General features: G+C 63.1%; 17 protein-coding genes and 4 tRNA genes. All 21 read left to right on the forward strand.

The features are described 5' to 3' along the window. Positions 1-50 precede the first annotated feature (50 nt). Positions 51-1,313 (forward strand): gephyrin-like molybdotransferase Glp, encoded by a 1,263-nt coding sequence (gene glp / locus ACGHEN_RS04175; RefSeq protein ID WP_390397478.1) that lies wholly within the window; start codon positions 51-53, stop codon positions 1,311-1,313. Between the two features lie 10 nt (positions 1,314-1,323). Next, positions 1,324-1,803 carry a molybdenum cofactor biosynthesis protein B gene (locus tag ACGHEN_RS04180; protein ID WP_390397481.1) on the forward strand — a complete coding sequence of 160 codons (480 nt, stop codon included), beginning with the start codon at positions 1,324-1,326 and terminating at the stop codon, positions 1,801-1,803. Positions 1,804-2,006: 203 nt separating this feature from the next. Further along, positions 2,007-2,882 (forward strand): molybdate ABC transporter substrate-binding protein, encoded by an 876-nt coding sequence (modA, locus tag ACGHEN_RS04185; RefSeq protein ID WP_390397483.1) that lies wholly within the window; start codon positions 2,007-2,009, stop codon positions 2,880-2,882. A gap of 68 nt (positions 2,883-2,950) precedes the next feature. After that, positions 2,951-4,393: a molybdate ABC transporter permease subunit gene (gene modB, locus ACGHEN_RS04190; RefSeq protein ID WP_390397485.1), complete on the forward strand. Its 1,443-nt coding sequence runs from the start codon at positions 2,951-2,953 to the stop codon at positions 4,391-4,393. A 2-nt stretch (positions 4,394-4,395) separates the two neighbouring features. After that, the gene (locus tag ACGHEN_RS04195) at positions 4,396-5,466 is read left to right on the forward strand and encodes a sulfate/molybdate ABC transporter ATP-binding protein (protein ID WP_390397487.1); all 1,071 of its coding nucleotides are present in this window, start codon (positions 4,396-4,398) and stop codon (positions 5,464-5,466) included. A 277-nt stretch (positions 5,467-5,743) separates the two neighbouring features. Then, positions 5,744-6,793: a selenide, water dikinase SelD gene (gene selD, locus ACGHEN_RS04200; RefSeq protein WP_390397490.1), complete on the forward strand. Its 1,050-nt coding sequence runs from the start codon at positions 5,744-5,746 to the stop codon at positions 6,791-6,793. 59 nt (positions 6,794-6,852) lie between these two features. Continuing rightward, positions 6,853-7,479, forward strand: coding sequence for a sulfurtransferase-like selenium metabolism protein YedF (gene yedF / locus ACGHEN_RS04205; RefSeq protein ID WP_117629428.1), 627 nt, complete (start codon positions 6,853-6,855; stop codon positions 7,477-7,479). An 18-nt stretch (positions 7,480-7,497) separates the two neighbouring features. Then, positions 7,498-7,749: a DUF3343 domain-containing protein gene (locus ACGHEN_RS04210; protein WP_117629429.1), complete on the forward strand. Its 252-nt coding sequence runs from the start codon at positions 7,498-7,500 to the stop codon at positions 7,747-7,749. Then, on the forward strand, positions 7,746-8,885 hold the full coding sequence (locus ACGHEN_RS04215) for an aminotransferase class V-fold PLP-dependent enzyme (RefSeq protein WP_390397493.1): 1,140 nt from the start codon (positions 7,746-7,748) through the stop codon (positions 8,883-8,885). The genes ACGHEN_RS04210 and ACGHEN_RS04215 overlap by 4 nt, the downstream gene beginning before the upstream one ends. 67 nt (positions 8,886-8,952) lie before the next feature. Next, positions 8,953-10,311 (forward strand): branched-chain amino acid transport system II carrier protein, encoded by a 1,359-nt coding sequence (gene brnQ, locus ACGHEN_RS04220; RefSeq protein WP_117840093.1) that lies wholly within the window; start codon positions 8,953-8,955, stop codon positions 10,309-10,311. A 91-nt stretch (positions 10,312-10,402) separates the two neighbouring features. Then, positions 10,403-10,479, forward strand: a tRNA-Pro gene (locus tag ACGHEN_RS04225). A 6-nt stretch (positions 10,480-10,485) separates the two neighbouring features. After that, positions 10,486-10,559, forward strand: a tRNA-Gly gene (locus ACGHEN_RS04230). A 323-nt stretch (positions 10,560-10,882) separates the two neighbouring features. Continuing rightward, a complete protein-coding gene (locus ACGHEN_RS04235) occupies positions 10,883-11,719 on the forward strand; it encodes a formate/nitrite transporter family protein (protein WP_390397495.1) in 837 nt (278 codons plus the stop codon). 184 nt (positions 11,720-11,903) lie between these two features. Then, entirely contained in the window at positions 11,904-13,361 is a 1,458-nt protein-coding gene (selA, locus tag ACGHEN_RS04240) for an L-seryl-tRNA(Sec) selenium transferase (RefSeq protein ID WP_390397498.1), read from the forward strand. Beyond that, the gene (gene selB / locus ACGHEN_RS04245) at positions 13,358-15,322 is read left to right on the forward strand and encodes a selenocysteine-specific translation elongation factor (protein ID WP_117786476.1); all 1,965 of its coding nucleotides are present in this window, start codon (positions 13,358-13,360) and stop codon (positions 15,320-15,322) included. Before selA ends, selB begins: the two co-directional genes overlap by 4 nt. 62 nt (positions 15,323-15,384) lie before the next feature. Then, a tRNA-Sec gene (locus ACGHEN_RS04250) sits at positions 15,385-15,481 on the forward strand. A gap of 262 nt (positions 15,482-15,743) precedes the next feature. After that, positions 15,744-17,099 carry an NADP-specific glutamate dehydrogenase gene (gdhA, locus tag ACGHEN_RS04255; protein ID WP_390397501.1) on the forward strand — a complete coding sequence of 452 codons (1,356 nt, stop codon included), beginning with the start codon at positions 15,744-15,746 and terminating at the stop codon, positions 17,097-17,099. Positions 17,100-17,251: 152 nt separating this feature from the next. Beyond that, the gene (locus tag ACGHEN_RS04260) at positions 17,252-18,154 is read left to right on the forward strand and encodes an FAD binding domain-containing protein (RefSeq protein WP_390397504.1); all 903 of its coding nucleotides are present in this window, start codon (positions 17,252-17,254) and stop codon (positions 18,152-18,154) included. Beyond that, a complete protein-coding gene (locus ACGHEN_RS04265) occupies positions 18,154-20,985 on the forward strand; it encodes a molybdopterin-dependent oxidoreductase (RefSeq protein ID WP_390397507.1) in 2,832 nt (943 codons plus the stop codon). Before ACGHEN_RS04260 ends, ACGHEN_RS04265 begins: the two co-directional genes overlap by 1 nt. Positions 20,986-21,125: 140 nt before the next feature. Continuing rightward, positions 21,126-21,209: transfer RNA gene (locus ACGHEN_RS04270), tRNA-Leu, on the forward strand. 88 nt (positions 21,210-21,297) lie between these two features. Then, on the forward strand, positions 21,298-22,599 hold the full coding sequence (gene tig, locus ACGHEN_RS04275; RefSeq protein WP_233502592.1) for a trigger factor: 1,302 nt from the start codon (positions 21,298-21,300) through the stop codon (positions 22,597-22,599). Positions 22,600-22,621 lie beyond the last annotated feature (22 nt).

Raw genomic sequence — 22,621 nt, forward strand, 5'->3', positions numbered from 1 at the left:
GCATAAAGAATCGGCGCTCCTGTTGTGCGCCGTGGCATTAAGAGGTGCATATGGCAGAGAAACTCATTCCGCTGGAGGACGCGCAGTCGATTGTTCTGTCGCATGTTGTTCCGACGGATCTCATCGAGATTCCCGTGTGGCAGGCCGCCGGTCTTCCCTTGGCCGAGGACGCGGTGGCCGATATCGACATCTCGCCGTTTGCCAACAGCGCTATGGACGGATATGCCGTGCGCTCGGCGGACTTGGTGCAGGCGTCTGGCGAGGCGCCGGTGACGCTCGACGTTATCGGACACGAGGCCGCGGGCCATGTGTTTGAGGGCGCAATCGCCCCGGGCGAGGCGGTCCGCATCATGACGGGTGCGCCGGTGCCCGAGGGTGCGGATGCCGTGGTGAAATACGAGATTGTCGAGGTGCTTGACGGCAATGGCAACGAGGGCTCACGCGTGAGCTTCTCGGCGCCGGCCAAGGTAGGGGAGAACGTTCGCTCTGCTGCCGAGGAGGCCCATGCCGGCGATGTTGTGATGCACGCCGGCGAGGTCGTGGCTCCGGCCGGCGCCGGCTTGCTGGCAAGCGCCGGATACGCGAGCGTGAAGGTGCACGCTGCCCCACGTGTGGGCATCATCTCGCTGGGCACGGAGCTGGTCGCGCCGAGTGAGCTGCCGGCGCGTGGTCAGATTCGCGATTCCAACTCCTCGGCGCTGATGGCCGAGGCACTCGATGCCGGCGCCGAGCCCGTGTTCTACGGCATTGCGCCCGATGATGAGCAGGCGATCGCCGAGCTGGTGCATCATGCCGTGCAGGAGTGCGATTTTGTCATTACGAGCGGTGGCGCCTCGGCGGGCGACTACGACTATGTGACGGCGCTCGTCCGGCGCGAGGGCGAGGTACTGTTCGATCGCATCTCGATGCGTCCCGGCAAGGCCATCACGTTTGGCCTGCTTGGGGGCAAGCCCTACCTGGGGCTTTCGGGCAATCCAGCGGCGGCGTATGTGGGCTTTGAGATGCTCGCGCGCCCGGCGATCCGCAAGATGCGTGGTTTTGCCGAGGGGGCGCGTCCCGTGCAGCAGGCGACGCTCACACACGGCGTGAAAAAGCGCCAGGACCGACGCTTCTTCGATCGCGCCACGGTTTTGCGCGACCCCGAGACCGGTGAGCTGTTGGTGACCGAGGCCAAGACGCAGAATTCGGCGCTGCTCGGCACGATGCAGCGGGCCAACTGCCTGCTGCGTATTGACGAAGGACCGTGCGAGCTCAAGGCGGGAGATGTCGTGGACGTTGTTCGCGTCGACCTGCCTGAGGGAACGGTGCTATAGGAGGATCGCTATGGAGTTGAAGATTTCAATCGTGACGTGCTCGGATACGCGCGATCTTGCTCAGGACGAGGCCGGAGCCGCACTCGAGGAACTCATCGAGGCGCAGGGCTGGACGGTCGCCTCACATGTGGTCGTGCGCGACGACGTCAGCGAGATTGGTGATGCCATTGTGGAAGCCGCCGATGAGTGCCACGCCAATGTCGTGCTCACCTGCGGCGGCACGGGGCTTTCGATGCGCGATGTGACGCCCGAGGCGACGCGTGCCGTTTGCGACCGCGATGTGCCGGGTATTGCCGAGACAATCCGTGCGTACTCGATGACCAAGACGCGCCGCGCCATGCTCTCACGCGCTATTTGCATGCAACGAGGTCATACACTTGTCGTAAACTTTCCCGGTTCTACGAAGGCCGCCTGCGAAAGCTGGGAGGCCGTGAGCGACCAGCTGGAGCATGCGGCCCAGATGACGGCGGGCGGCGGACATACCAACTAAGCGGCTTACCTGCGGCGGAGCGACCTTACGGGCTGCTCCGCCTTTGTTTTCCGCCGAAGCGACGCCGAGGTGTACGCTAACTCGAAACTATATTCTCTGGTGAGAATAATTTCTCACTATCATTATTCGCGCAGAAGTATAATCTGATTGCAGATTAAAGCCCGCGGTGGGGTGCCCGGGCATAAGGTCCGAAAGGGTTGAATATGTTCGATTTGGTTTCTCGCCGCGGTTTTGTCTCGCTTTCTGCTGTCGCCGCTGCCGGCCTTGGTCTTGCTGGCTGCTCGGGCAGCAAGACGTCCGAGCTCGCTGGTTCAGATGCCGGCTCCGCCAAGTCTTCCTCTAAGAAGAAGGCTGTCGAGCTGCAGGTCTTTGCCGCCAACTCGCTCGAGAGGGCCCTGCCCGAGGTTCAAGAGCTCTACACCGAGCAGACCGGCACCACGTTTGCCGACACGCAGTTTAAGGCCTCCGGCGACCTCGTCGAGCAGATGCGTGCCGGCGCCACGGTCGACGTGCTCATCACCGCTTCCAAGGGCACCATGGACGACGCCGAGACCGCCGGGCTCGTCGACACCGACACCCGTGAGGATATGTTCGTCAACGACCTTGTGATCATTCGCGCTGAGGGCTCCAACACCAAGATCGAGGCCATCGCCGACGTTGCGAATCTGGACGGCAAGATCGCCATCGGCGACGCCAAGACCGTCCCCGCCGGCAAGTATGCCAACCAGGCGCTGGCCTCCGTGGGCCTCTATACTGGCACCGAGGGCGACGACGGCGAATATGCACCCGAGCTCGCCGACAAGGTTGCCCTGGCCGACAAGGTCGGCACCGCTGCGGCCTACGTCTCTACGGGCGACTGCGTGGCAGGTTTTGTCTACAGCTCTGATATCTTCCGCTATGACGGCATCGAGGAGGCTTTCGTGTGCCCCGAGGACTCGCATAAGCCCGTCGTGTATCCGGGTGCCGTTGCCGAGATCTCCGAGCACGCCGACGAGGCCAAGGCGTTCATCGACTTCTGCCTGTCCAGCAAGTCCGCCCAGAAGATTTGGGCTAACTACGGCTTTGAGCTTTCCGCGTAGTGCGGCTTGGCGCGATAATTCCATCGTTTTGTGTTTCACTCCGTCCTTGTATTCGCTTGGAGCTTTTCGTGCTTAATAAATTCCGCATGCTTGTCGCCTGTGCTTTGACCTTCGCGCTTTGCTGGGTGCCGGGATTTGCGTTTGCTGGGGACGCTGAGGACGGGGCCCAGGTTGCTGCGACCGCTCATGGGCTTTCCTATGGGATCGAGGGTTTTGAGCGGTTGGCCAAGGGGACCGCTCGTGCCATGGAGGGCCAGCCTGAGGGCTACCGGTTTCCCGTTGACGAGGACGTGGACCTTGTAGTGGCGCCTGCTGCCGATCGCGTTGTGGTGTGGATATCGCCCAAGGCGGTCGAGAAGTATGGATTGGATCCGCAGGACAACGAGTGCGTATCGGGTCTCAAGGCCCTCGTCTGTGAGCTCGACAGCGCAAACTCCATGGGAGGTGCGCAGCTAGGGGACGTGGATCTTCCTTGGTGTGTCACGGCGGAAACAACGTTTGATACCGGCGGGTATACCTATGGCTTTGACGAGCGCGGTGCGGATGGGGACCGCTATGTGGTGATTGCATCGGCCTCGGGTGATGCCAAGGGCGGCGCGCGTTGGCTTGATAGCGCTCAAATGGTAGAAGCATCGTCTGTCGTGTTGCGGGATGAGCAGGGGCCCTGGACCTCTCTGGCCTCCTTTTTGGGCGACATCGACTATCGCCCGTTTTGGGTGTCCATAAAAACGAGCGGCCTTGCCCTGCTGATCTCCTTTGCGCTGGGCCTGTTCGCCGCGTGGAAGACTATGGGTACCTCGAGTCGCATCAAGGGCCTGCTCGACTCGGTCTTTACGATTCCTATGGTGCTGCCGCCCACGGTCTGCGGCTTTCTGCTCCTCATGCTGTTTGGCCGCTCGACCGGGGTGGGCCAGTGGCTCATCGCGCACGGCATCTCGATCGTCTTTACCTGGCCCGCGGCGGTCATTTCGGCCGTCGTTGTGTCGTTTCCGCTGGTCTACCGCACGGCGCTCGGAGCCTTCGAGAGCCTCGACACGCAGATGCTCGACGCCGCGCGAACCTTGGGATGGTCCGAACGTCGCATCTTTGCCAAGCTCATGATGCCGCTCGGCTGGCCCTCGATTGCCGCCGGCACGGTGCTCGCCTTCGCTCGCGCGATGGGCGAGTTTGGCTGCACCCTGTTCTTTGCGGGCAACTACGCCGGCATTACCCAGACTATCCCCATCGCCATCTACTTTGAGTGGATGGGCGGCAACACGTCGGTGGCCCTCTTTTGGGTCGCCGTCGTGATCGTGTTCAGTTTCCTGGTCATTCTGTTCATCAATATGTATACGGCGCATTCGCAAAAGTACCGCGAGCGCGGCCTGTCCTGCGCGGAGCGCAGGCAGGCCAAAGAACTCGCCGGACAGGGCGATTCGCTCGATCCGGCGGGTGGTGATGCCTTGCGTATCGATCGCGAGGCGCTGGCCGAGCTCATGCGCGATGACACGGTCGCAAAGGGAGGTCGATAGCCATGTCGCTCGTTCTGGATATTAAAAAGCGCTATCCCGGGTTTGTGCTCGACATGCAGCTTGAGGCCAGCGAGGAGCGCGTGGCGCTGCTCGGCGCCTCCGGATGCGGCAAGAGCTGCACCTTGCGCTGTATTGCCGGCGTGGAGACGCCCGACGAGGGCAAGATCGTCGTCAACGGCGTGACCTTTTTTGACTCGGTGTCGGGCATCAATCTGTCGCCCCAGGAGCGCAAGTGCGCCCTGCTGTTCCAAAACTATCAGCTGTTCCCTAATATGACGGTGGCCGATAACGTGTGCGCCGGCGTTGAGGGTGCAGGCGACGCCGCGGCGCGCAGGCAACTTGCCGAGCGCTACCTGGGTATCTTTGGACTGGCCGATTTCGCCGACCGCTACCCCGCGCGCCTCTCGGGCGGTCAGCAGCAACGCGTGGCGCTTGCGCGTATGGTGGCAGCGCACCCGGGCATTTTTATGTTCGACGAGCCCATGAGCGCGCTCGATTCCTATCTTAAGAGCGCACTCGAGCAGAACATGCTCGACTTGTTCGATGTGTGCAACCGCACCGTGCTCTACGTGAGCCACGACATCGACGAGGCGTGCCGTCTGTGCGAGCGCATCTGCGTGATGCATAACGGGCATGTGGAGGAGATCGGCTCCGTCGAAGATGTAGTCCGCCGGCCGCAAACCTTGGCCGCGCTGCGCTTGACGGGCTGCAAGAACACAAGCCGGGCGCGCAAGATCGGACCCCAGGAGGTCGAGGCCCTCGATTGGGGCATGAACTTTAATGTAGGTCGTGAGGTGCCCGACGACGTGGCGTACCTGGGCATTCGCGCGAGCTACTTCCATGTTGACAATCGCACCGCGCGGGGCCGCAACAGCTATGATTTGCACGTGGCCCGTGTGAGCGATTCGCGCTTTGAGCGGCTGGTGCTGCTGGACGCGCCGCGTGCCGATGCGCCCACGCGTCTGCAGTGGAAGGTCAACAAAGTGGGCATGCCTGTCGATGAGCTGCCGCAAGCAGGCGAGACGCTGCGCATGCACTTCGATGCCAAGAGAATCCATCTGGTTTGCCGATAATGTGACAAAGGGACAGCCCCTTTGTCACATGCGAGGGGGGGGGACGCCGAGGTTGGCATTGGTATCGACATCGGTTCGACGGCCGCGAAGGCCGCGGTGGTGAAAAACGGATGGCGCCATTGCGTGGACCTGTGTCATGCCGTCGGGCTGGCCGTCGGTCGATGCGGCCATTCGCGCACTGGCGCTCGCGTAGAGGGCCGGCGCGATAAGTCACCCGCTCTCGGCGCCGCCATGCGTATACTGGGAGGAACTGATTGACCTATGAGAGGAGGTATCGATGGCTGACGATCAGATTAAGCTCACGTCTATGACTGCCGCGAGCGGTTGAGCCGCTAAGTTGGCTCCTGGAGCCCTCGCCCAGGTCCTGGGCGACTTACCCAATGTGCATAACGACAACCTGCTCGTGGGGTTCGATACCTTCGACGATGCTAGTGTTTTTCGTGTTGGCGAAAACCTGGGCCTCGTGCAGTCCGTCGACTTCTTCCCGCCGATGGTCGACGACCCGTTCCTGTTTGGTCAGATCGCGGCGGCCAACTCGCTGTCGGACATTTATGCCATGGGTGGACGACCGAGCCATGCCATGAACCTGCTGTGCATTCCCAGTTGCCTGGGCGTCGAGGTCGCAGGTGAGATTCTGGCGGGTGGCGCCGATAAGTGCGTCGAGGCGGGTTGCTCCATCGCGGGCGGCCATACCATCAACGACGACGAGCCCAAGTACGGCCTGTCCGTGAGCGGCTTTGTCTCGCTCGACCGCATGCTCGCCAACAGCGGCGCGCGCGCTGGCGATGTCCTGCTGCTGACCAAGGCGATCGGCTCTGGCATCATCACCACGGCCATTAAGGGCGAGCTCATCGAGCAGGACGAGGCCGCAGCCATGTTCGACTCGATGCGCACCCTCAACGAGGCCCCGATTCGTCTGGCCGAGGGCCTCGAGCTTCACGGCTGCACCGATGTCACGGGCTTTGGCCTGATCGGGCACGCGTGCGAGATGGCCGAGGGCTCAGGTGTGCAGATTGAGCTTGTGTCGGGGGCGGTGCCGCTCTTTGACCAGGTGCTCAATATGGCGCGTCTGGGCATTATCCCTGCCGGCGCCTACCGCAACCAGGATTTCTTTGGCCCGCGCGTGGCGGCCGACGATGACCTGGAGCCGGGAATGCTGGATGCGCTGTACGATCCGCAGACCTCGGGCGGCCTGCTCATCGCAGCGCCTGCTGCCGATGTGGATGAGCTCGCCCGCCGCCTGCATGCCGAAGGTCGCGTTGCCGCCACAATCGGCCGCGTGTGCGAGGCGGTGCCGGGTGGTCCTGCCGTTCACGTTGTGCATTAAGGAAAACCGTTTATGCGACCGTCTACTGTTCTGGGCGGTCCCTTTTGAAAGGATTTGCTATGTCTACCAAAATTGAAGTCAATGCCATGGGCGATGCCTGCCCGCTGCCCGTCGTCAAGACGCTCAAAGCTCTGAAGCAGCTTGATGGCGAGGGTGCTGTGGTGACCTCGGTCGACAACGAGACGGCCGTCAAGAACATCTCCAAGATGGCACAGGAAAAGGGCTGCACGGCCTCGGTCGAGAAGGTCGCCGATGCCGAGTGGCACGTGATCGTGGCGACCGCCGGCGCCGTTGCCGTGGCCGATCCTGAGCAGGACGGCGCCGCTTTCTGCGACGCCAGCGCCGGCAAGGGCAAGCTGGTCGTGGCCGTCTACACCGATTGCATGGGTCGCGGCGACGATGAGCTGGGCCACAAGCTCATGAAGGCCTTTATCTTTGCCGTGACGCAGCAGGAGGAGCTGCCCGCCACGATGCTCTTCTACAACGGCGGCGCCAAACTCACCGTCGAGGGGTCGCCGGTGCTTGACGACCTCAAGGGCCTGGCCGAGCAGGGTGTCGAGATCCTTACCTGCGGCACCTGCCTCGACCACTTTGGCATTAAGGACCAGCTTGCCGTGGGCGATGTCACGAACATGTACGTGATCGTCGAAAAGATGGAGCAGGCCGGCCGCGTCGTGCGTCCGTAGCGCCTGGGTGGGATTGCCATGAGAGAAAAGCGCCCGGCGCTTGTCATCACGTTTCCCACCACGGCGGCCGCCATGGGCTGCGAGTCTCTGTGCCGTGAGCGTGGCCTTCCCGGGCGAACGATTCCCGTACCCGGAGAGGTTGCTGCCGGCTGCGGCCTGGCATGGAAAGCCCTGCCTGAAAATGAACCACTGCTGCGAAGCGAGCTTGCCGCGGCGGACGTTCCCACCGAGGGCTTTACTGTGATCGATATGTGGGAGGTCGTGCGATGATCTACCTGGATAACGCGGCGACGACCATGCACAAACCTCAGGCGGTCATCGATGCCGTGGTGCAGGCGATGTGCTCGCTCGGCAATGCTGGGCGAGGCGCCACGTCGGGTGCGCTCGACGCGGCGCGCACCATCCACAACTGCCGCACCAAGCTTGCGCGCTTGCTGGGCTGCCCGCGGGTGGACCATATTTGTTTTACGCCCAACTCCACGGCGGCGCTCAACACCGCCATCAACGGCGTGGTGCGCCCCGGCGATCGTGTGGTCACGACGGTGCTCGAACACAACTCCGTGCTGCGTCCGCTCAACCGCCTGGCGGCAGAGCAGGGCGTGACTGTTGAGCATGCGGGCTGCGACGCGAACGGCGTGCTCGACTACGACGAGCTCGAGCAGCTGGTCACGCCGGGCACGCGTGCCGTGGTGGTGACACACGCCTCCAATGTGACCGGCAACGCGGTCGACATTGCACGCGTGGCTGCCATGGCCCATGCGGCCGGCGCGCTTGTGATCGTCGATGCCTCGCAGTCTGCCGGCACGGCGCATATCGATATGCAGGTCATGGGGCTCGACGTGGTGTGCTTTACCGGCCACAAGGGGCTCATGGGCCCGCAGGGGACCGGTGGCCTAGCCGTGGCGGAAGGCATTGACGTGGCTCCTTGGGCCATGGGTGGCACGGGCGTGCGCAGCTTCGATGCGCTGCAGCCGCAAGAGTGGCCCACGCGGCTCGAGGCGGGCACGCTCAACGGCCACGGTGTCGCCGGCCTTTCTGTCGGCCTCGACTTTATCGAGGCCCAAGGTGGGGTCGAGGCGATTGCGGCGCATGAGCGAGCACTGGCGGATCGCTTTCTCGCTGGCGTGCGCGAAATCCCGGAGATCAAGCTCTACGGTGCCTTTGACCAGCCCGTGCGCTCGGCGATCGTTTCACTCAACGTGGGCGATATCGATTCGGCCGAGATTTCGGACGCGCTCATGCAAGGGTGGGGGATTGCGACGCGCCCCGGCGCCCACTGCGCTCCGCTCATGCACCGCGCGTTGGGGACCGAGCGCCAGGGTGTCGTTCGCTTCTCGTTTGGGTATTTCAACACGGACGAGGAAGTTGACGCCGCGATTGAAGCTTTGCGCGATTTAGCTTGCTAAAGCGTATATACTTGCGGGATGGGCCTTTTGCCCGTCCCGTTTTTGTTTCGACCCGAAAGGTGGTCCCATGGCCTCATCCGCGCCGCGCGGCCTGCGCTCCGACCATGTCGTTACCGTCGGTATCGCCCTGTTCTCGATGCTCTTTGGCGCCGGCAACCTTATTATTCCGCCGCTGCTGGCGCTGCAGGCAGGTTCTGCCACGCCGGTCGCCATGCTCGGCTTTCTCATTGCCGCCATCGGCCTGCCCGTCATGGGCTTTATCGCCGTGGCACTTGCCGGAACGGCGCGCGAGCTTGCCGGCCGTGTGCATCCCAAGTTCGGCGAGTTCTTTGTCGCGGCGGTGTATCTGGCTATCGGCCCGTGCCTGGCCATTCCGCGCACGAGCTCCACGGCCTTCGAGATGCTGGTGCCGCTGTTGCCCGAGGGCGTCTCGCTCGGCACGGCGCGCCTGGTGTTTGCCGTCGGCTTCTTTGTCGTCGCGTTTGCGCTCACGCTGCGCCCGGGCGTCATCACACGCGTGCTCGGCCGCATTACGGGCCCCGCGCTCATTGCGCTCATCGTGCTGGTCGTTGGTGCTGCCGTGATCTCGCCGCTGGGTCCCGCTGCCGCGCCGCAGGCCCCCTACGATGCTGGCGCTGCCGTGCAGGGCTTTCTGACTGGCTATCAGACCATGGACCTGCTCGCGTCGCTCGCCTTTGGCATCATCATCGCCGAGACCATCCACGAGTTGGGTGTTACCGATGACAAGCGCGTGGCCTTCGAGATTTCGCGTTCCGGTGTGATCGCCGGCGTACTCATGGCCATCATCTACTGCGGCTTGGGCCTTGCCGGTATGCAGCTCGGCACCGTGATGCCCGACGCTACCAACGGCGCCGCCATCCTCGCCCGTTCGGCCTCCATGCATTTTGGGCTTGCCGGCACGGTCGTGGTCTTTGCGATCTTTTTCCTCGCCTGCATGAACGTGTGCATCGGCCTCATCAGCTGCTGCTCGCGTTACTTCTGCGAGACGTATGTGGTCGAAGGGGGAGCGGAGGCCTCTGAGGAGGCCATGCGCCGCCCCTTTGCGGTTCTCGCCTTTGTGTTCGCAGCGTTTTCGTGCGTGCTCTCCAACGTGGGCCTCGACGTGATTCTTATGTTCTCGGTGCCCATGCTCAATGCCTTGTATCCCGTTGCCATTGTGCTGGTGCTTATGGGCCTGGTGCACGGTTTTTGCGACGCGCATCCGCAGGTATGGGTCTGGGTCGGCGGCGTCGTCGCGGTGCAGAGCGTGATCACCTCGGTCCGCGACGCGTTCTTTGCTGGCGCGTGGCTACCGTTCGATGCGCTGCCGCTGGCGGATATCGGTGCCGCGTGGGCGCCGGTCGCCGTGGTGGCGTTTGTGATAGGCCTGCTCCACAGCCGGTTTGTCGCACATTCGAGGAGCTAGAATATCGCCGCTTGCACAGGCGGGAAGTCTCCCCTATAATTTCCTTCGCTTTGGGACACGCAAGGTTTATGCCTTAGCTGCTCAACACCTTCGGGACGTGGCGCAGTTTGGTAGCGCGCCTGCTTTGGGAGCAGGATGTCGCAGGTTCAAATCCTGTCGTCCCGACCATATCTTGCGGGCGTAGTTCAATGGTAGAACCCCAGCCTTCCAAGCTGATGACGCGGGTTCGATTCCCGTCGCCCGCTCCATAAGAATTGTTTTAACGGCTTTGGTTTCCTTTGGGAATCAGAGCTGTTTTCGTTTACGCGCCGGGCGACGGGAATCGAACCCGTCAGGGTGCGGAGCTGAGAAAATGCGTGAGCATTTTCCAGCGCAGCACGCAAGGGCCGAAGGCCCGCAGCGAAACAAGGATTTGCGAAGCAAATCCTTGGACTTCCCGTCGCCCGCTCCAAGCTATATAATCGCAGGCCAATATGCTAATTTGGCTCGCGTTTATTTTTATACCGTCCGACCTCGCGGGGCAAATGAACCAAGAGCGTTTGTCCCACATCGTAAGAAAGTAGTGATTGCCATGGCACAGAGTAAGGCAGAATACCCCACCCCCGACTGCCTGGCGCCCGCCGCGATCGAGGCTAAGTCCGAGGCCGCCGGCGTTACCAAGGCCAACCTGCCGGTCTCGAAGGCCTTTTTGCTCGCCATGTTCGCCGGAGCGTTTATCGCCTTCGGCGGCCTGTTCTTCACGGTCTTTCTGAGCGATCCCACGCTTGGCTGGGGCGCCCAGCGCTTCGTGGGCGGTCTTGCTTTTTGCCTGGGACTGGTGCTCGTGCTCATTTGCGGCGTGGAGCTGTTTACCGGTAACTCGCTTATGGTATGCGCGCTTAAGAGCAAAAAGATTACGCTCGTCCAGATGTTCAAGGCTTGGGCTGTTGTGTGGATCGGCAACTTTGCCGGCGCCCTGTTCGTTGTCTTTTTGATTTACATGGCAGCTATTTATAAGCTCAACGGCGAGGCCGTCGCCAATACCATGGTGAGCGTCGCCGCCGGTAAGGTTGCGATCGACGCCGTTACCATCTTCTTCCGCGGCATTTTGTGCAACATCTTTGTCTGCCTGGCCGTATGGATCGGCACTGCCGGCAAGACCGTGGTCGACAAGGTCGTGGGCATTTTGCTGCCCATCGCTGCCTTTGTGGCCTGCGGTTTTGAGCACTGCGTCGCCAACATGTACTTTTTGCCCATGGGTATTTTGATGCACTCCTGCGGCTATGGAGCCGATGTCGCTGGCGCCGATGCCCTCAACGCTGCCGGGTTGGCGCTCAACCTTACGGTCGCCACGCTGGGCAATATCGTGGGTGGCGCCCTGATCGTGGCGCTGGGCTACTGGTTTATCTACGCCAACAAAGAGTCCTAAAGGACCCAACCCATAACCGACCAAAAAGGGACAGGTTTATTTTGGCAGGTTTTGAGCGAGGCGCTGCGCCGTCTTGTCACGAGCTGCCATAATGGACCTGTCCCTTTTTGCATGTGCGTTGCCGCATTTTGCTGCTGACGACAAAGGGGACCCGCTTTTTATTGAACATGTCGAAAGGCTTTCCATGAGCGACTGCGAATCCATGCCTGCCGAGGTGCGCGACCGCCTGCGCTCCATTCCCGCCGTTCACGAGCTGCTGGCCGAGTGGCCGGTCATGAAGGCTGCCGGCGATGCGGGCGACATGATTGTGCGCGAGGCGATTGATGCCGAGCTCGATGCCGAGCGCGAGGCGATTCGCTCTGGCGTCCCCGCTAGGAATAAGCGCGAGCTCGCCTTGGCCATCGAGCAGCGGTGCCACCGACTGTCGCTGCCGACCCTGCGCCCTGCCGTCAACGCGTCGGGCGTTGTGATTCACACCAATCTGGGCCGTGCTCCGCTTGCTCCCGCAGCGGTGCAGGCGGTGGCCGATGTCGCCCGCGGCTACAGCACGCTTGAGTATGACGTCGCGACCTGTGCCCGTGGGGGCCGCAAAGAGCATGCCGCGACTCTGCTGCGCACGCTCACGGGGGCGCAGGACGCCCTGGTTGTCAACAACAACGCCGCGGCGGTGCTGCTGGTGCTTGCCGCGCATGCAAGCGGCAAAGAGGTCATCGTGAGCCGTGGCGAGCTTGTCGAGGTGGGCGGCAGCTTCCGCATTCCCGATATCATGGCGGCTTCGGGTGCCAAGCTTGTCGAGGTGGGCTCCACCAACCGCACGCATCTGGATGATTACCGAAGCGCCATTACGCCCAATACGGCGATGATCTTGAAAGTTCATCCTTCTAACTACCGTATCGAGGGTTTCCACGAGGAGGTTTCCGCGGCGGAGCTTTCTGCGCTGGCGCATGAGCACGGGCTGTTACTGTACGAGGACCAGGGCTCGGGCGCTTTGCTTACAGATGAGGTGCTCGTCGATGCTGGGGAGAAGCCCACGTCCGCCTCGCTTTGCGCCGGCGTTGACGTCGTCTCGTGCTCGGGCGACAAGCTGCTCGGCGCCTCGCAAGCGGGCATTATTCTCGGTAGCGCCCAGGTAATCGCCGCCTGTGCCTCGCATCCGCTTATGCGCGCGCTTCGTCCCGGCAAGCTCACGCTCGCGGCGCTCGAGGCCACTTTGCGCCTGTATGTGACCGGATCCGATACAGCGCATCGGGAGATCCCGGTGCTCAACATGCTTTCCGGCGCGCCGGCTCCGCTCGAGCGTCAGGCCAAGCGCCTGCATGACCGCATGCTGCGCAAGCTTCGCGAGTCTCAGTGTGAGGAGGCGGTGGAGCTGCAGGTTGTCGAGGGCGTGTCTGCTCCGGGCGGCGGTTCGCTGCCGACCGTCGAGCTCCCAACTTTTTGCGTTGCCGTCTGTCCCGTCGATGGGCGTCTATCCGCCGATGGCCTAAAGCGCGCTATGGTACAGGAGCCCGATACGCCGGTTGTGACGCGCGTGCGGCACGACCAGGTGCTTTTTGACGTTCGCACGCTTTTGCGCGACACCGACCTTGACCTGTGTGCGTCTGCGTTGGCGGATGCCGTGCGGGCAGGTTTGCGTCGATGACCGCGCGCGAGCTTGTCGAATGTCCCGTTATCGTCGGAACGGCAGGACACGTCGACCACGGAAAGTCGGCCCTTATCGAGGCGCTGACCGGCAAAAATCCCGACCGTCTGGAGGTCGAACGGCGCCGAGGCATGACCACTGAGCTCGGCTTTGGCGAGCTCGAGCTTCCCAGCGGCAAGCTTGTCGGCTTGGTCGACGTACCCGGGCATGCGCACTATCTGCGCGCCATGGTGCAGGGCGCCACCGGCGTGGACGTTGCGTTGCTGGCGGTTTCGGCCGTTGAGGGCGTGATGCCGCAGACCCGCGAGCACGTTCGGGTTCTGGAGCTGTTGGGTGTGACGCGCATGGTCGTCGCACTCACGATGCGCGATTTGGCCGACCACGAGATTGCCGCGCTGGCGGAGCTCGATGTCGAGGCGTTTCTGGACGGGACCGTGTTTGCGGGTGCCTCTATAGTGCCGGTGTCCTCCAAGACGGGCGAGGGCCTGGACGAGCTGCTTACGACGCTCGATAACACGGTTTGTTCGTGCTGGTCGGAGCATCTGGAGGCGACCGCTGGCTCGGGCGCCGCGCCCCGTCTTCCCATCGACCGTTGCTTTAGCATCCGCGGCACCGGAACCGTCGTGACGGGTACGCTGCACGACGGTCCCGTTTCGGTTGGCGATGAGCTCGTTGCGCTGCCGTCGCAAACGCGCTGTCGCGTGCGCGGGGTGCAGGTTCACGGGGATACCCAGTGCGCGGTTCCCGGCCAGCGCGTCGCCCTGAACCTGGTGGGCGATGGCGTGGCGGGCCTCAAGCGCGGCGAGATGCTCGGCGTCGAGGGTCGCGTGGGCCAGACGCTGCGCTTTTTGATGCAACTGACATATGTGGGGCGCGATGGCGTGCGAGCCGGCGTTCTTGCTTCGGGTACACGCGTGCACGTTATGGCGGGCACGGCTGAGGTGCTCGGCCGCATTATGCTTTTAGACGACGAGCCGCCTATTGCGGTCGGCGAGACGCGTGTGGTGCAGGTGCGCCTGGAACGGCCGCTGCCGTTGCGCGCCGGCGATCATGCCGTCATTCTGTCGTATTCGCCGATTTCGCTGCTTGGCGGCGGACGCGTCCTGCTATCGCGCTGTCGCCGCGCGCGGGTCCTGTCGGCGGGGGAGCGCGCGTTGTATGCGGCGCTTGAGTCCGGAGATGTCGCGGACGGCGTACACGCGTGGCTGGCGCTGCAAACGCTGCCTGTTGCTGCTGCCGGTGTTGCCGCAGCGCTCGATCTTGTTACCGGCGAGGTCGAGATCGTTTTGCGTGGGCTTGTGGACCAGGCTGCCGTGTGCGAGCTTGCTGCGGGCGGTGCGGTGCTCTACGCAGATGCCTCGGCTCTCGATGCTGCAATGGATGTGCTGGCTGCGGCCTTGTCCTCCATGCACGCGGCGGCTCCCAAAGAGATCGGCTTTACGTCCGGTGCGGTCGCGCACGCGGCTTGGCCGGGCGCCGGTAACGATGTCGCGATGGCACTTATTGCCGAGGGCTGTGCACGTGGCGTGTGCGCCGTCGACGGTGCCGAGGTGTTCGACCCGCATTCCGCCGCCGCGGCGATACGCGTGGTGCGCGAGGCTGGCCAGCGTATCGTGGCCCTGCTGGATGAGGCCGGTCTTAATGCGCCGACGCTTCCCGAGGTGAGCGAACAGTTGCAGCTCGATCGCGACACCATGACGCGTGCACTGCGCGAGCTTTCGCTCAACCACTCGATCGTTAAGGTCGAGCGCGACGTTGCCTTGTCCGCCGCTGCCGAGGCCCATGCGCGTGAGGTTGTTGCGACGGCTATCGAGGCTGCTGGCGGCGCCGCCACCACGAGTGTGCTGCGCGAAGCCCTGGGCGTGTCGCGCAAACGAACCATTAGCATCTTGGAGCACCTGGATGCCGTGCGCTTTACAGTACTCGACAAGGAGTCCGGCGGTCTGAGATCGCTGCGTTAGCGGTTTCCGCATCGCTCTTTTCGGTTGTGGTCTGTTGGGTTTGGTAAAATACCGCCACGTTTGGGAACGGATGGGCTCCGGTGGGCCCCGCGGTCCTCAAAACCGTTGTGAGGCGTGCAAAACGTCTTGGATGTGTTCGATTCACATACGTTCCCGCCAACGCATCCTGCCAACCACCACAAAGGTGCCTGTCCTCTTTGTGTTGGTATGGACCATGTGGACGAAACAGCTTCGAAACACGCGATTTGTACGTCGGGTGCTCAAAAACGCTTCTACCTGCATCGTAATCAAAACGAAACATCTGCTCGTCGGCTTATGCGAAACTTTGCTGCAACAGTGCGATATTATCCATACTCGATAAAGCTCGCGGCGCATGGGGCGCCGCGAACGACACCTTTCTTTTCCATCAATTGGAGGAAGCATGAGCTACACGCAGAAAGTTCTCGACGAGCTCAAGGCCCGCTATCCCGAGCAGCCTGAGTTCATCCAGGCCGCGACCGAGATCCTCGGCACCATCCAGCCGGCGCTCGACGCCCATCCCGAGTACGAGGAGGCCGCCCTGCTTGAGCGCCTCGTCGAGCCCGAGCGCATCGTTATGTTCCGTGTCCCCTGGGTCGATGACCAGGGCAAGGTTCAGGTCAACCGCGGCTATCGTGTCGAGTTCAACTCTGCCATTGGACCCTACAAGGGCGGCCTGCGCTTTAACCCGACGGTCACCCTGGGCATGCTCAAGTTCCTGGGCCTGGAGCAGATCCTCAAGAACAGCCTGACCACCCTTCCCATGGGCGGCGGCAAGGGCGGCTCCGACTTTGACCCCAAGGGCAAGTCCAACAACGAGATCATGCACTTCTGCCAGTCCTTCATGACCGAACTCTATCGCCACATTGGCCCCAATACCGACGTTCCCGCCGGCGACCTGGGCGTTGGCGGCCGCGAGGTTGCCTACATGTTCGGTCAGTACAAGCGCCTGACCAACGAGTGGACCGGCGTCCTTACCGGCAAGGGCCTCTCCTTTGGCGGCTCGCTCGCCCGTACCGAGGCCACCGGCTACGGTCTGGTCTACTTTGTGGACGAGTACCTCAAGAGCCGCGGCGAGTCCTTCGAGGGCAAGAACGTCGTCGTTCACGGCTCCGGTAACGTCGCCATCTACGCGGTCCAGAAGGTCGCCCAGCTCGGCGGCAAGGTGCTGGCCTGCTCCGACACCCACGGCTGGGTCGAGGACCCCGACGGCATCGACTACACCGTGCTCGAGCATGTCTATAACAAGAAGCGCTCTGGCCACGACAAGGGCATCACGCTCGCTATGTACGTCGACGAGAAGCCCAATGCCACGTGGCACGAGGGCGACGGCCGCGGCGTGTGGCAGCTGCCCTGCGACATCGCGCTGCCCTGCGCTCGCGAGAACACGCTGCTGTTCGAGGACGCCCAAGCGCTCGTCGCCAACGGCTGCAAGGTGGTTGGCGAGGGCGCAAACATGCCCACGACCATCGAGGCCACGACCTATTTCCAGGAGAACGGCGTCGCCTTTATGCCCGGTAAGGCTGCCAACGCCGGCGGCGTGCTCGTGTCCGGCCTCGAGATGAGCCAGAACGCCGAGCACCTGTCCTGGACCTTCGAGGAGGTCGACGGCAAGCTCGAGCAGCTCATGCGCGGCATGTTCCACAACGTGGACGACACCGCCAAGGAGTATGGCCAGGAGGGCAACTTTGTCATGGGCGCCAACATCGCCGGCTTCCTGAAGGTCGCCGACGCCATGATGGCCCAGGGCGTCTGCTAAATCCAGCTTGACATAGCTCCGCACAGCACCAGCTGATGCGCCTAAGGCTCCCGGCAATTCCTGCCGGGAGCCTTTTTCTATGGTGGTGAGGGTCGTGCGCCCTCGTTTGGTACACTTAGGGGTACTGGACAAGTAAAGAGATGGGGGAGAACGTGCTCAAGTTCGGTACCTACGTCCGTGTTGGAAACGCGGCCGAAGCCTATGAGCTCTTACAGAAGAACCGCAACAACAAGATTGTGGGCGGCGGCATCTGGATGCGCCTGGGATCGCGTCGCGTGGCGACGGCGATTGACCTTTCGGTCTGCGGACTCGATCAGATCGAGGAGGCCGAGACCGAGTTTCGCATCGGTGCCATGTGCACCCTGCGCCAGCTCGAGCGTCATGCCGGGCTCAACGTGCTTGTCAACAATGTTTTTGGGTTCGCCGTCCACGACATCGTGGGCGTGCAGCTGCGCAATACCGCCACGGTGGGCGGTAGCATCTACGGCCGCTTTGGCTTCTCGGACGTGCTTTCGGCCTTTTTGGCGCTCGACTCGTACGTTGAGCTGACGGGTGCCGGCCGCGTGCCGCTCGCCGAGTTTGTGAACATGGGCTACGTGCGCGACGTGATCGAGCATGTTGTGGTCGTTAAGCATGACTACCGCGCAAGCTACGAGGCCGTACGCAAGGCCGCGACCGACTTCCCATCCCTAAATGTCACCGCCGCCTGGTGGGATAACAGCTGGCATGTCACCGTGGGTGCCCGCCCGCTGCGCGCGACCCTGCTGCGGGGCGAGGCATGCGGCCTGGTGAACGAGCAGCCTTCCGAGGACGAGCTGTGCGCCCTTGCCGCATCCGTGCGTGCCCTGAGCTACGGCACCAACATGTGGGGCTCGGCCGACTACCGCCGCCGCATCTCGGCCCCGCTGGCGATTCAGGCCGTGCGCCGCGCCGCCGGCATTGAGCTTTCGGCCGCGCTTGCCCGCGAGCTCGAGACCGTTCAGGTCCCCAAGTTTGCCACGGACGAGTATTCCTGCCGCCGCGTGCCCGGCGTCGATTCTAGCGAGGTGCGCTAATGGCTGCCAAACTCATCGATCTTTCCTTTACGCTCAACGGCCGCAAGGTCAAGGTTCAGATTGCCCCCGATACCATGCTCTTTGCGCTGCTGCGCGAGCAGGGTTGCGCGTCGGTGCGTTGCGCCTGCGAGACCACCAACTGCGGTCTGTGCACGGTGTGGCTCGACGGCGACCCGGTGCTGAGCTGCTCGGTTCCCGCCGCCCGTGTTGAGGGCCACACCATCACCACGCTTGAGGGCCTCAAGGCCGAGTCCGAGGCGCTCGCCCGTGCGATGGCTGCCGAAGGTGCCGAGCAGTGCGGTTTTTGCGCTCCCGGCCTCATCATGAACGTACTGGCGCTTGCCCGCGCCGCCAAGGAGGACCCGAGCCTCGTCGCCACGCGCGAGGAACTCTCGCGCCAGCTGGCTGGCAACCTCTGCCGTTGCAGCGGCTACGAGAGCCAGCTGCGCGCCATCGTGCGCTTCCTTAACGAGTCCGGCGTGCAGGTGGGCTTCGAGATGCCCGAGCTGCCGGTCAACGACACGAGCTCCGACGGCGTCTCCTACAAGCAGATCACCCATAAGCAGCCCAAGAAGGACTCGAAGGCCCTGCTCGAGGGCCGTCCCGTCTACACGGGCGATATGGTGCCCGCCGGTGCGCTCATCGTCAAACTCAAGCGCAGCCCCTATGCCCGCGCCAAGATCCGCTCCATCGATACGTCGCGCGCCCTGAAGGTGCCCGGCGTGGTGGGCGTCTATACCTACGAGGACGTTCCCAAGCGCCGTTTTACCATTGCCGGCCAGAGCTATCCGCAGCCGAGTCCCTACGACCGTCTGATTCTCGAGAACCTCGTCCGTTACCAAAACGAAGAGGTGGCGATCGTCGCCGCCGAGACCGAGGAGGCCGCCGATAAGGCGCTCAGGCTCATCAAGGTCGACTACGAGGTGCTCGAGCCTCTGCTCGACTTTACCCAGGCGCTCGATAACGACATCGTGGTCCACCCCGAGGGCGACGTGACCTTTATGTTCCCGCAGGGCGGCGATGTTCCGCGCAACCTGGTGTGCAGCGGTACCAGCGATTATGGCGATCTGGACGAGGCCTTCGCCCAGAGCGACATCGTCTTTGAGCGCACCTACACCAGCCAGGCCACGCAGACCGCGCCCATGGAGACCTTCCGCGCCTTTGCGACGACCGATGCGTTCGGGCGCATTTCGGTGACCACCTCCACGCAGGTGCCCTTCCACGTGCGCCGCATGGTCGCGCAGTCGCTCGACATTCCGCAGTCGCAGGTGCAGGTCATTAAGCCGCGCATCGGCGGCGGCTTTGGCTCCAAGCAGACGGGCTGCTGCGAGATCTTCGTGGCGTTCGTCACCCAGCAGACCGGCCGTCCGAGCTACTGCTGCTACACCCGCGAGGAGACCATTACCGCTGGCAACTCGCGCCACCAGATGCAGATGACCGTTAAGCTGGGCGCCATGAACGACGGCACCATCACGGCCATCGACTTGCACACGCTGTCCAACGCGGGCGCGTACGGCGAGCACGCTACCACGACGATCGGGCTTTCGGGCCATAAGAGCCTGCCCATCTACAACCATGTGAAGGCGAGCCGCTTTAGGTGGGACGCCGTCTACACCAACACCAACCGCGGCGGCGCGTATCGCGGCTACGGTGCCACCCAGGGCCAGTTTGCCGTGGAGAGCGCCGTCAACGAGCTCGCCGACATGCTGCACATGGACCCCGCCGACCTGCGCCTTAAGAACATCGTGCGCGAGGGTGAGGTCATGCCGCAGTACTACAACGAAAAGCTCAACGCCTGTGCGCTCGACCGCTGCCTGCTGCGCGCGATGGACATGATCGGTTGGCGCGACAAGCCGCTGGCCGTCGACCTGGGCGACCGCGTGCGCGCCCTGGGCTGCGCGCTCACCATGCAGGGCTCGGGCATCTCCAACGTGGACATCGCCGGCATCGACATGCGCCTGGAAGAGGACGGCTTCATTACCATCGGCACCGGCGCCACCGATAACGGTATGGGCGTCGACACGATCCTGGCGCAGATTGCCGCCGAGGAGCTGGGCGTGGAGAGCTCTCTCATTGTGGTTCGTGGCGTGGATACCGATGTATCGCCCTTCGACGCCGGCTCGTACGCGAGCTCCGGTACCTACGTGACGGGCCTTGCCGCCAAGAACGCCGCGACCGAGCTGCGCCAGAAGATTTGCGCCAAGGCCGCCCAGATGTGGGACGTTGACGCCGCCGACGTTGTCTTCGACGGCCAGTACGTGCGCCTGTCCGACGAGCGTGCCGCGCGCGAGCAGAACCGCTACCTCACGCTGCGCGACTTTGCCAACCTGTGCGTCAAGAACATCGAGGGTGGCGACGCGCTGACTTCGCACGCCTCTGCCTGCCTGCCCGTTTCGCCTCCGCCGTTTATGGCCGGCATTGCCGAGGTCGAGGTCGACAAGGCCACCGGCAAGGTGACTGTTGTGGACTACGCGGCTGCCGTCGACTGCGGTACCGTGATCAACGAGGCGCTCGCGCGCGTCCAGGCCGAGGGCGGCATTGCCCAGGGTATCGGCCACGCGCTCTACGAGATTGTTGAGCATGACGATCGCGGCCGCCTGCGCACCGGCAACTTTATGAGCTACAAGCTGCCCACGCGTCTGGATATCGGCAGCATTCGCGTGGCCTTTGAGCCGAGCTACGAGCCGACGGGTCCGTTTGGCGCCAAGTCGATCGGCGAGGTCGTCATCAACACGCCGCTCGCCGCCGTGGCCTCGGCCGTCGCACACGCCACCGGCCACCAAGTTCGCTCGCTGCCGATCACGCCGGAGAAAGCGCTGCTGGGGGAGTAGCGGGTCAGCGAACAAGTCGTAATTGGCGGGACGGGGCAACTCGTTCCGCCTTTCGCACTCGTGGTGAGGTCGTGAGCCTGTAAAACGTGTGCGTGCGCTAGTCGTTCGTATCTGCTATCATTCCTAGTCTGTGCGCTCATGCGGGCGTGGCGGAATTGGTAGACGCGCCAGATTTAGGTTCTGGTGGGATTCCCGTGAAGGTTCGAGTCCTTTCGCCCGCACCAACGCATCTGCGTCGGCCCTGGCCGTCGCGACTCTTTGTTGCATAAAGGTACCAGCACCTCAGATAAGCTGGGCAGTATGAGGAGGAACGTGTTGAACATCACCGCTTCTGACGTCAAGGACGCCAAGCTCACCGCTACGGTCACCATCCCGGCCGCCGACGTCGACGCCGCGATCAAGAAGGCTTACAAGGACACCGCCAAGAAGTACCGCTTCCCGGGCTTCCGCGCCGGTAAGGCTCCCCGTCCGGTTATCGATTCTGCTCTTGGTGCCGAGGCTACCCTCGCTCAGGCCACCAACGACCTGATCGCCGCCAACGAGCCCGCCGTCCTCAACGAGCTGGACATCGTCCCCACCAAGAACGGTGACTACAAGGACCTCGACCTCGCTAAGGATCACGAGGACTACACCTACACCGTCGAGTTCTCCTTGCGTCCCGCCGCTGAGCTCTCCTCCTTCGACGCTGTCGAGATCGAGATGCCCCCTGCGGAGGTCACCGAGTCCGAGATCAACAACCAGGTCGAGATGCTCCTCAACTACCGTGCCACCTTCGAGGACGTTGAGGGTCGCGCCGTCGAGGCCGAGGACTACGTCACCGTCGACCTCAAGGCCGTCGAGAACGCCGACAACTTCGCTGCTGAGGGCCGCATGCTCATCGCCGGTAGCGACAGCAACCCCGCCGAGTTCAACGAGGCCCTGATCGGCGCTAACGTCGACGACGTCAAGACCGTCACCTGGACCGACGAGGTCGAGGAGGGCGAGGAGGCCGAGACCCACACCGTCGAGGTCACCGTCAAGGGCATCAAGGTCCGCAACACCCCCGAGCTCACCGACGAGCTCGTCAAGTCCGACTTTGGCTTTGACAGCATCGAGGCCATGCGCGACGCCATCAAGATCGAGATCGAGCAGGACAAGGCTTCCCGCCTCCCGGCCGAGAAGGAGAACCGTTGCGTCTCCGCTCTCGCCGAGCGTCTGCAGCTCGACGAGATGGACGCCGACTACGAGCAGTCCGTCTTTGAGGAGCTTGGCCAGAACTTCCTGTCCAACCTCGCTGCCCGTGGCATGACGCTCGACACCTGGCTGCCCGCTTCCGGCCTGACCATGGAGCAGTTCATCGGCGACCTGCACAAGCAGGCCAACGACGTTGCCCGTGAGTCCCTGGCTCTCGACGCCCTCGCCCGTGAGCTCAAGATCGAGGTCACCGAGGACGACATCAACGCCGAGTTCGAGAAGGCCGGCGTTAAGGACGTCGAGGCTTCCAAGGCCGAGTTCATCGCCGATGGCCGCATGCCTGCCGTCCGTGAGTCTATCCGTCGCTCCAAGGCCGTCGACCACCTGGTCGAGAACGCCAAGGTGACCGAGGTCGACGAGACCGCCAAGGACGCCGAGTAATTCTCGCCACCTTGCCCACGAG

The sequence above is a fragment of the Collinsella sp. i06-0019-1H4 genome, assembly GCF_042849575.1.
Taxonomy (GTDB): domain Bacteria; phylum Actinomycetota; class Coriobacteriia; order Coriobacteriales; family Coriobacteriaceae; genus Collinsella.

Coding starts and splice junctions, on each gene's coding strand:
- selA (WP_390397498.1), top strand. CDS start 11,904: ATGAGCGACTGCGAATCCATGCCTGCCGAGGTGCGCGACCGCCTGCGC.
- ACGHEN_RS04210 (WP_117629429.1), top strand. CDS start 7,498: ATGAGAGAAAAGCGCCCGGCGCTTGTCATCACGTTTCCCACCACGGCG.
- brnQ (WP_117840093.1), top strand. CDS start 8,953: ATGGCCTCATCCGCGCCGCGCGGCCTGCGCTCCGACCATGTCGTTACC.
- glp (WP_390397478.1), top strand. CDS start 51: ATGGCAGAGAAACTCATTCCGCTGGAGGACGCGCAGTCGATTGTTCTG.
- gdhA (WP_390397501.1), top strand. CDS start 15,744: ATGAGCTACACGCAGAAAGTTCTCGACGAGCTCAAGGCCCGCTATCCC.
- ACGHEN_RS04215 (WP_390397493.1), top strand. CDS start 7,746: ATGATCTACCTGGATAACGCGGCGACGACCATGCACAAACCTCAGGCG.
- ACGHEN_RS04265 (WP_390397507.1), top strand. CDS start 18,154: ATGGCTGCCAAACTCATCGATCTTTCCTTTACGCTCAACGGCCGCAAG.
- ACGHEN_RS04195 (WP_390397487.1), top strand. CDS start 4,396: ATGTCGCTCGTTCTGGATATTAAAAAGCGCTATCCCGGGTTTGTGCTC.
- ACGHEN_RS04180 (WP_390397481.1), top strand. CDS start 1,324: ATGGAGTTGAAGATTTCAATCGTGACGTGCTCGGATACGCGCGATCTT.
- yedF (WP_117629428.1), top strand. CDS start 6,853: ATGTCTACCAAAATTGAAGTCAATGCCATGGGCGATGCCTGCCCGCTG.
- modA (WP_390397483.1), top strand. CDS start 2,007: ATGTTCGATTTGGTTTCTCGCCGCGGTTTTGTCTCGCTTTCTGCTGTC.
- selB (WP_117786476.1), top strand. CDS start 13,358: ATGACCGCGCGCGAGCTTGTCGAATGTCCCGTTATCGTCGGAACGGCA.
- ACGHEN_RS04235 (WP_390397495.1), top strand. CDS start 10,883: ATGGCACAGAGTAAGGCAGAATACCCCACCCCCGACTGCCTGGCGCCC.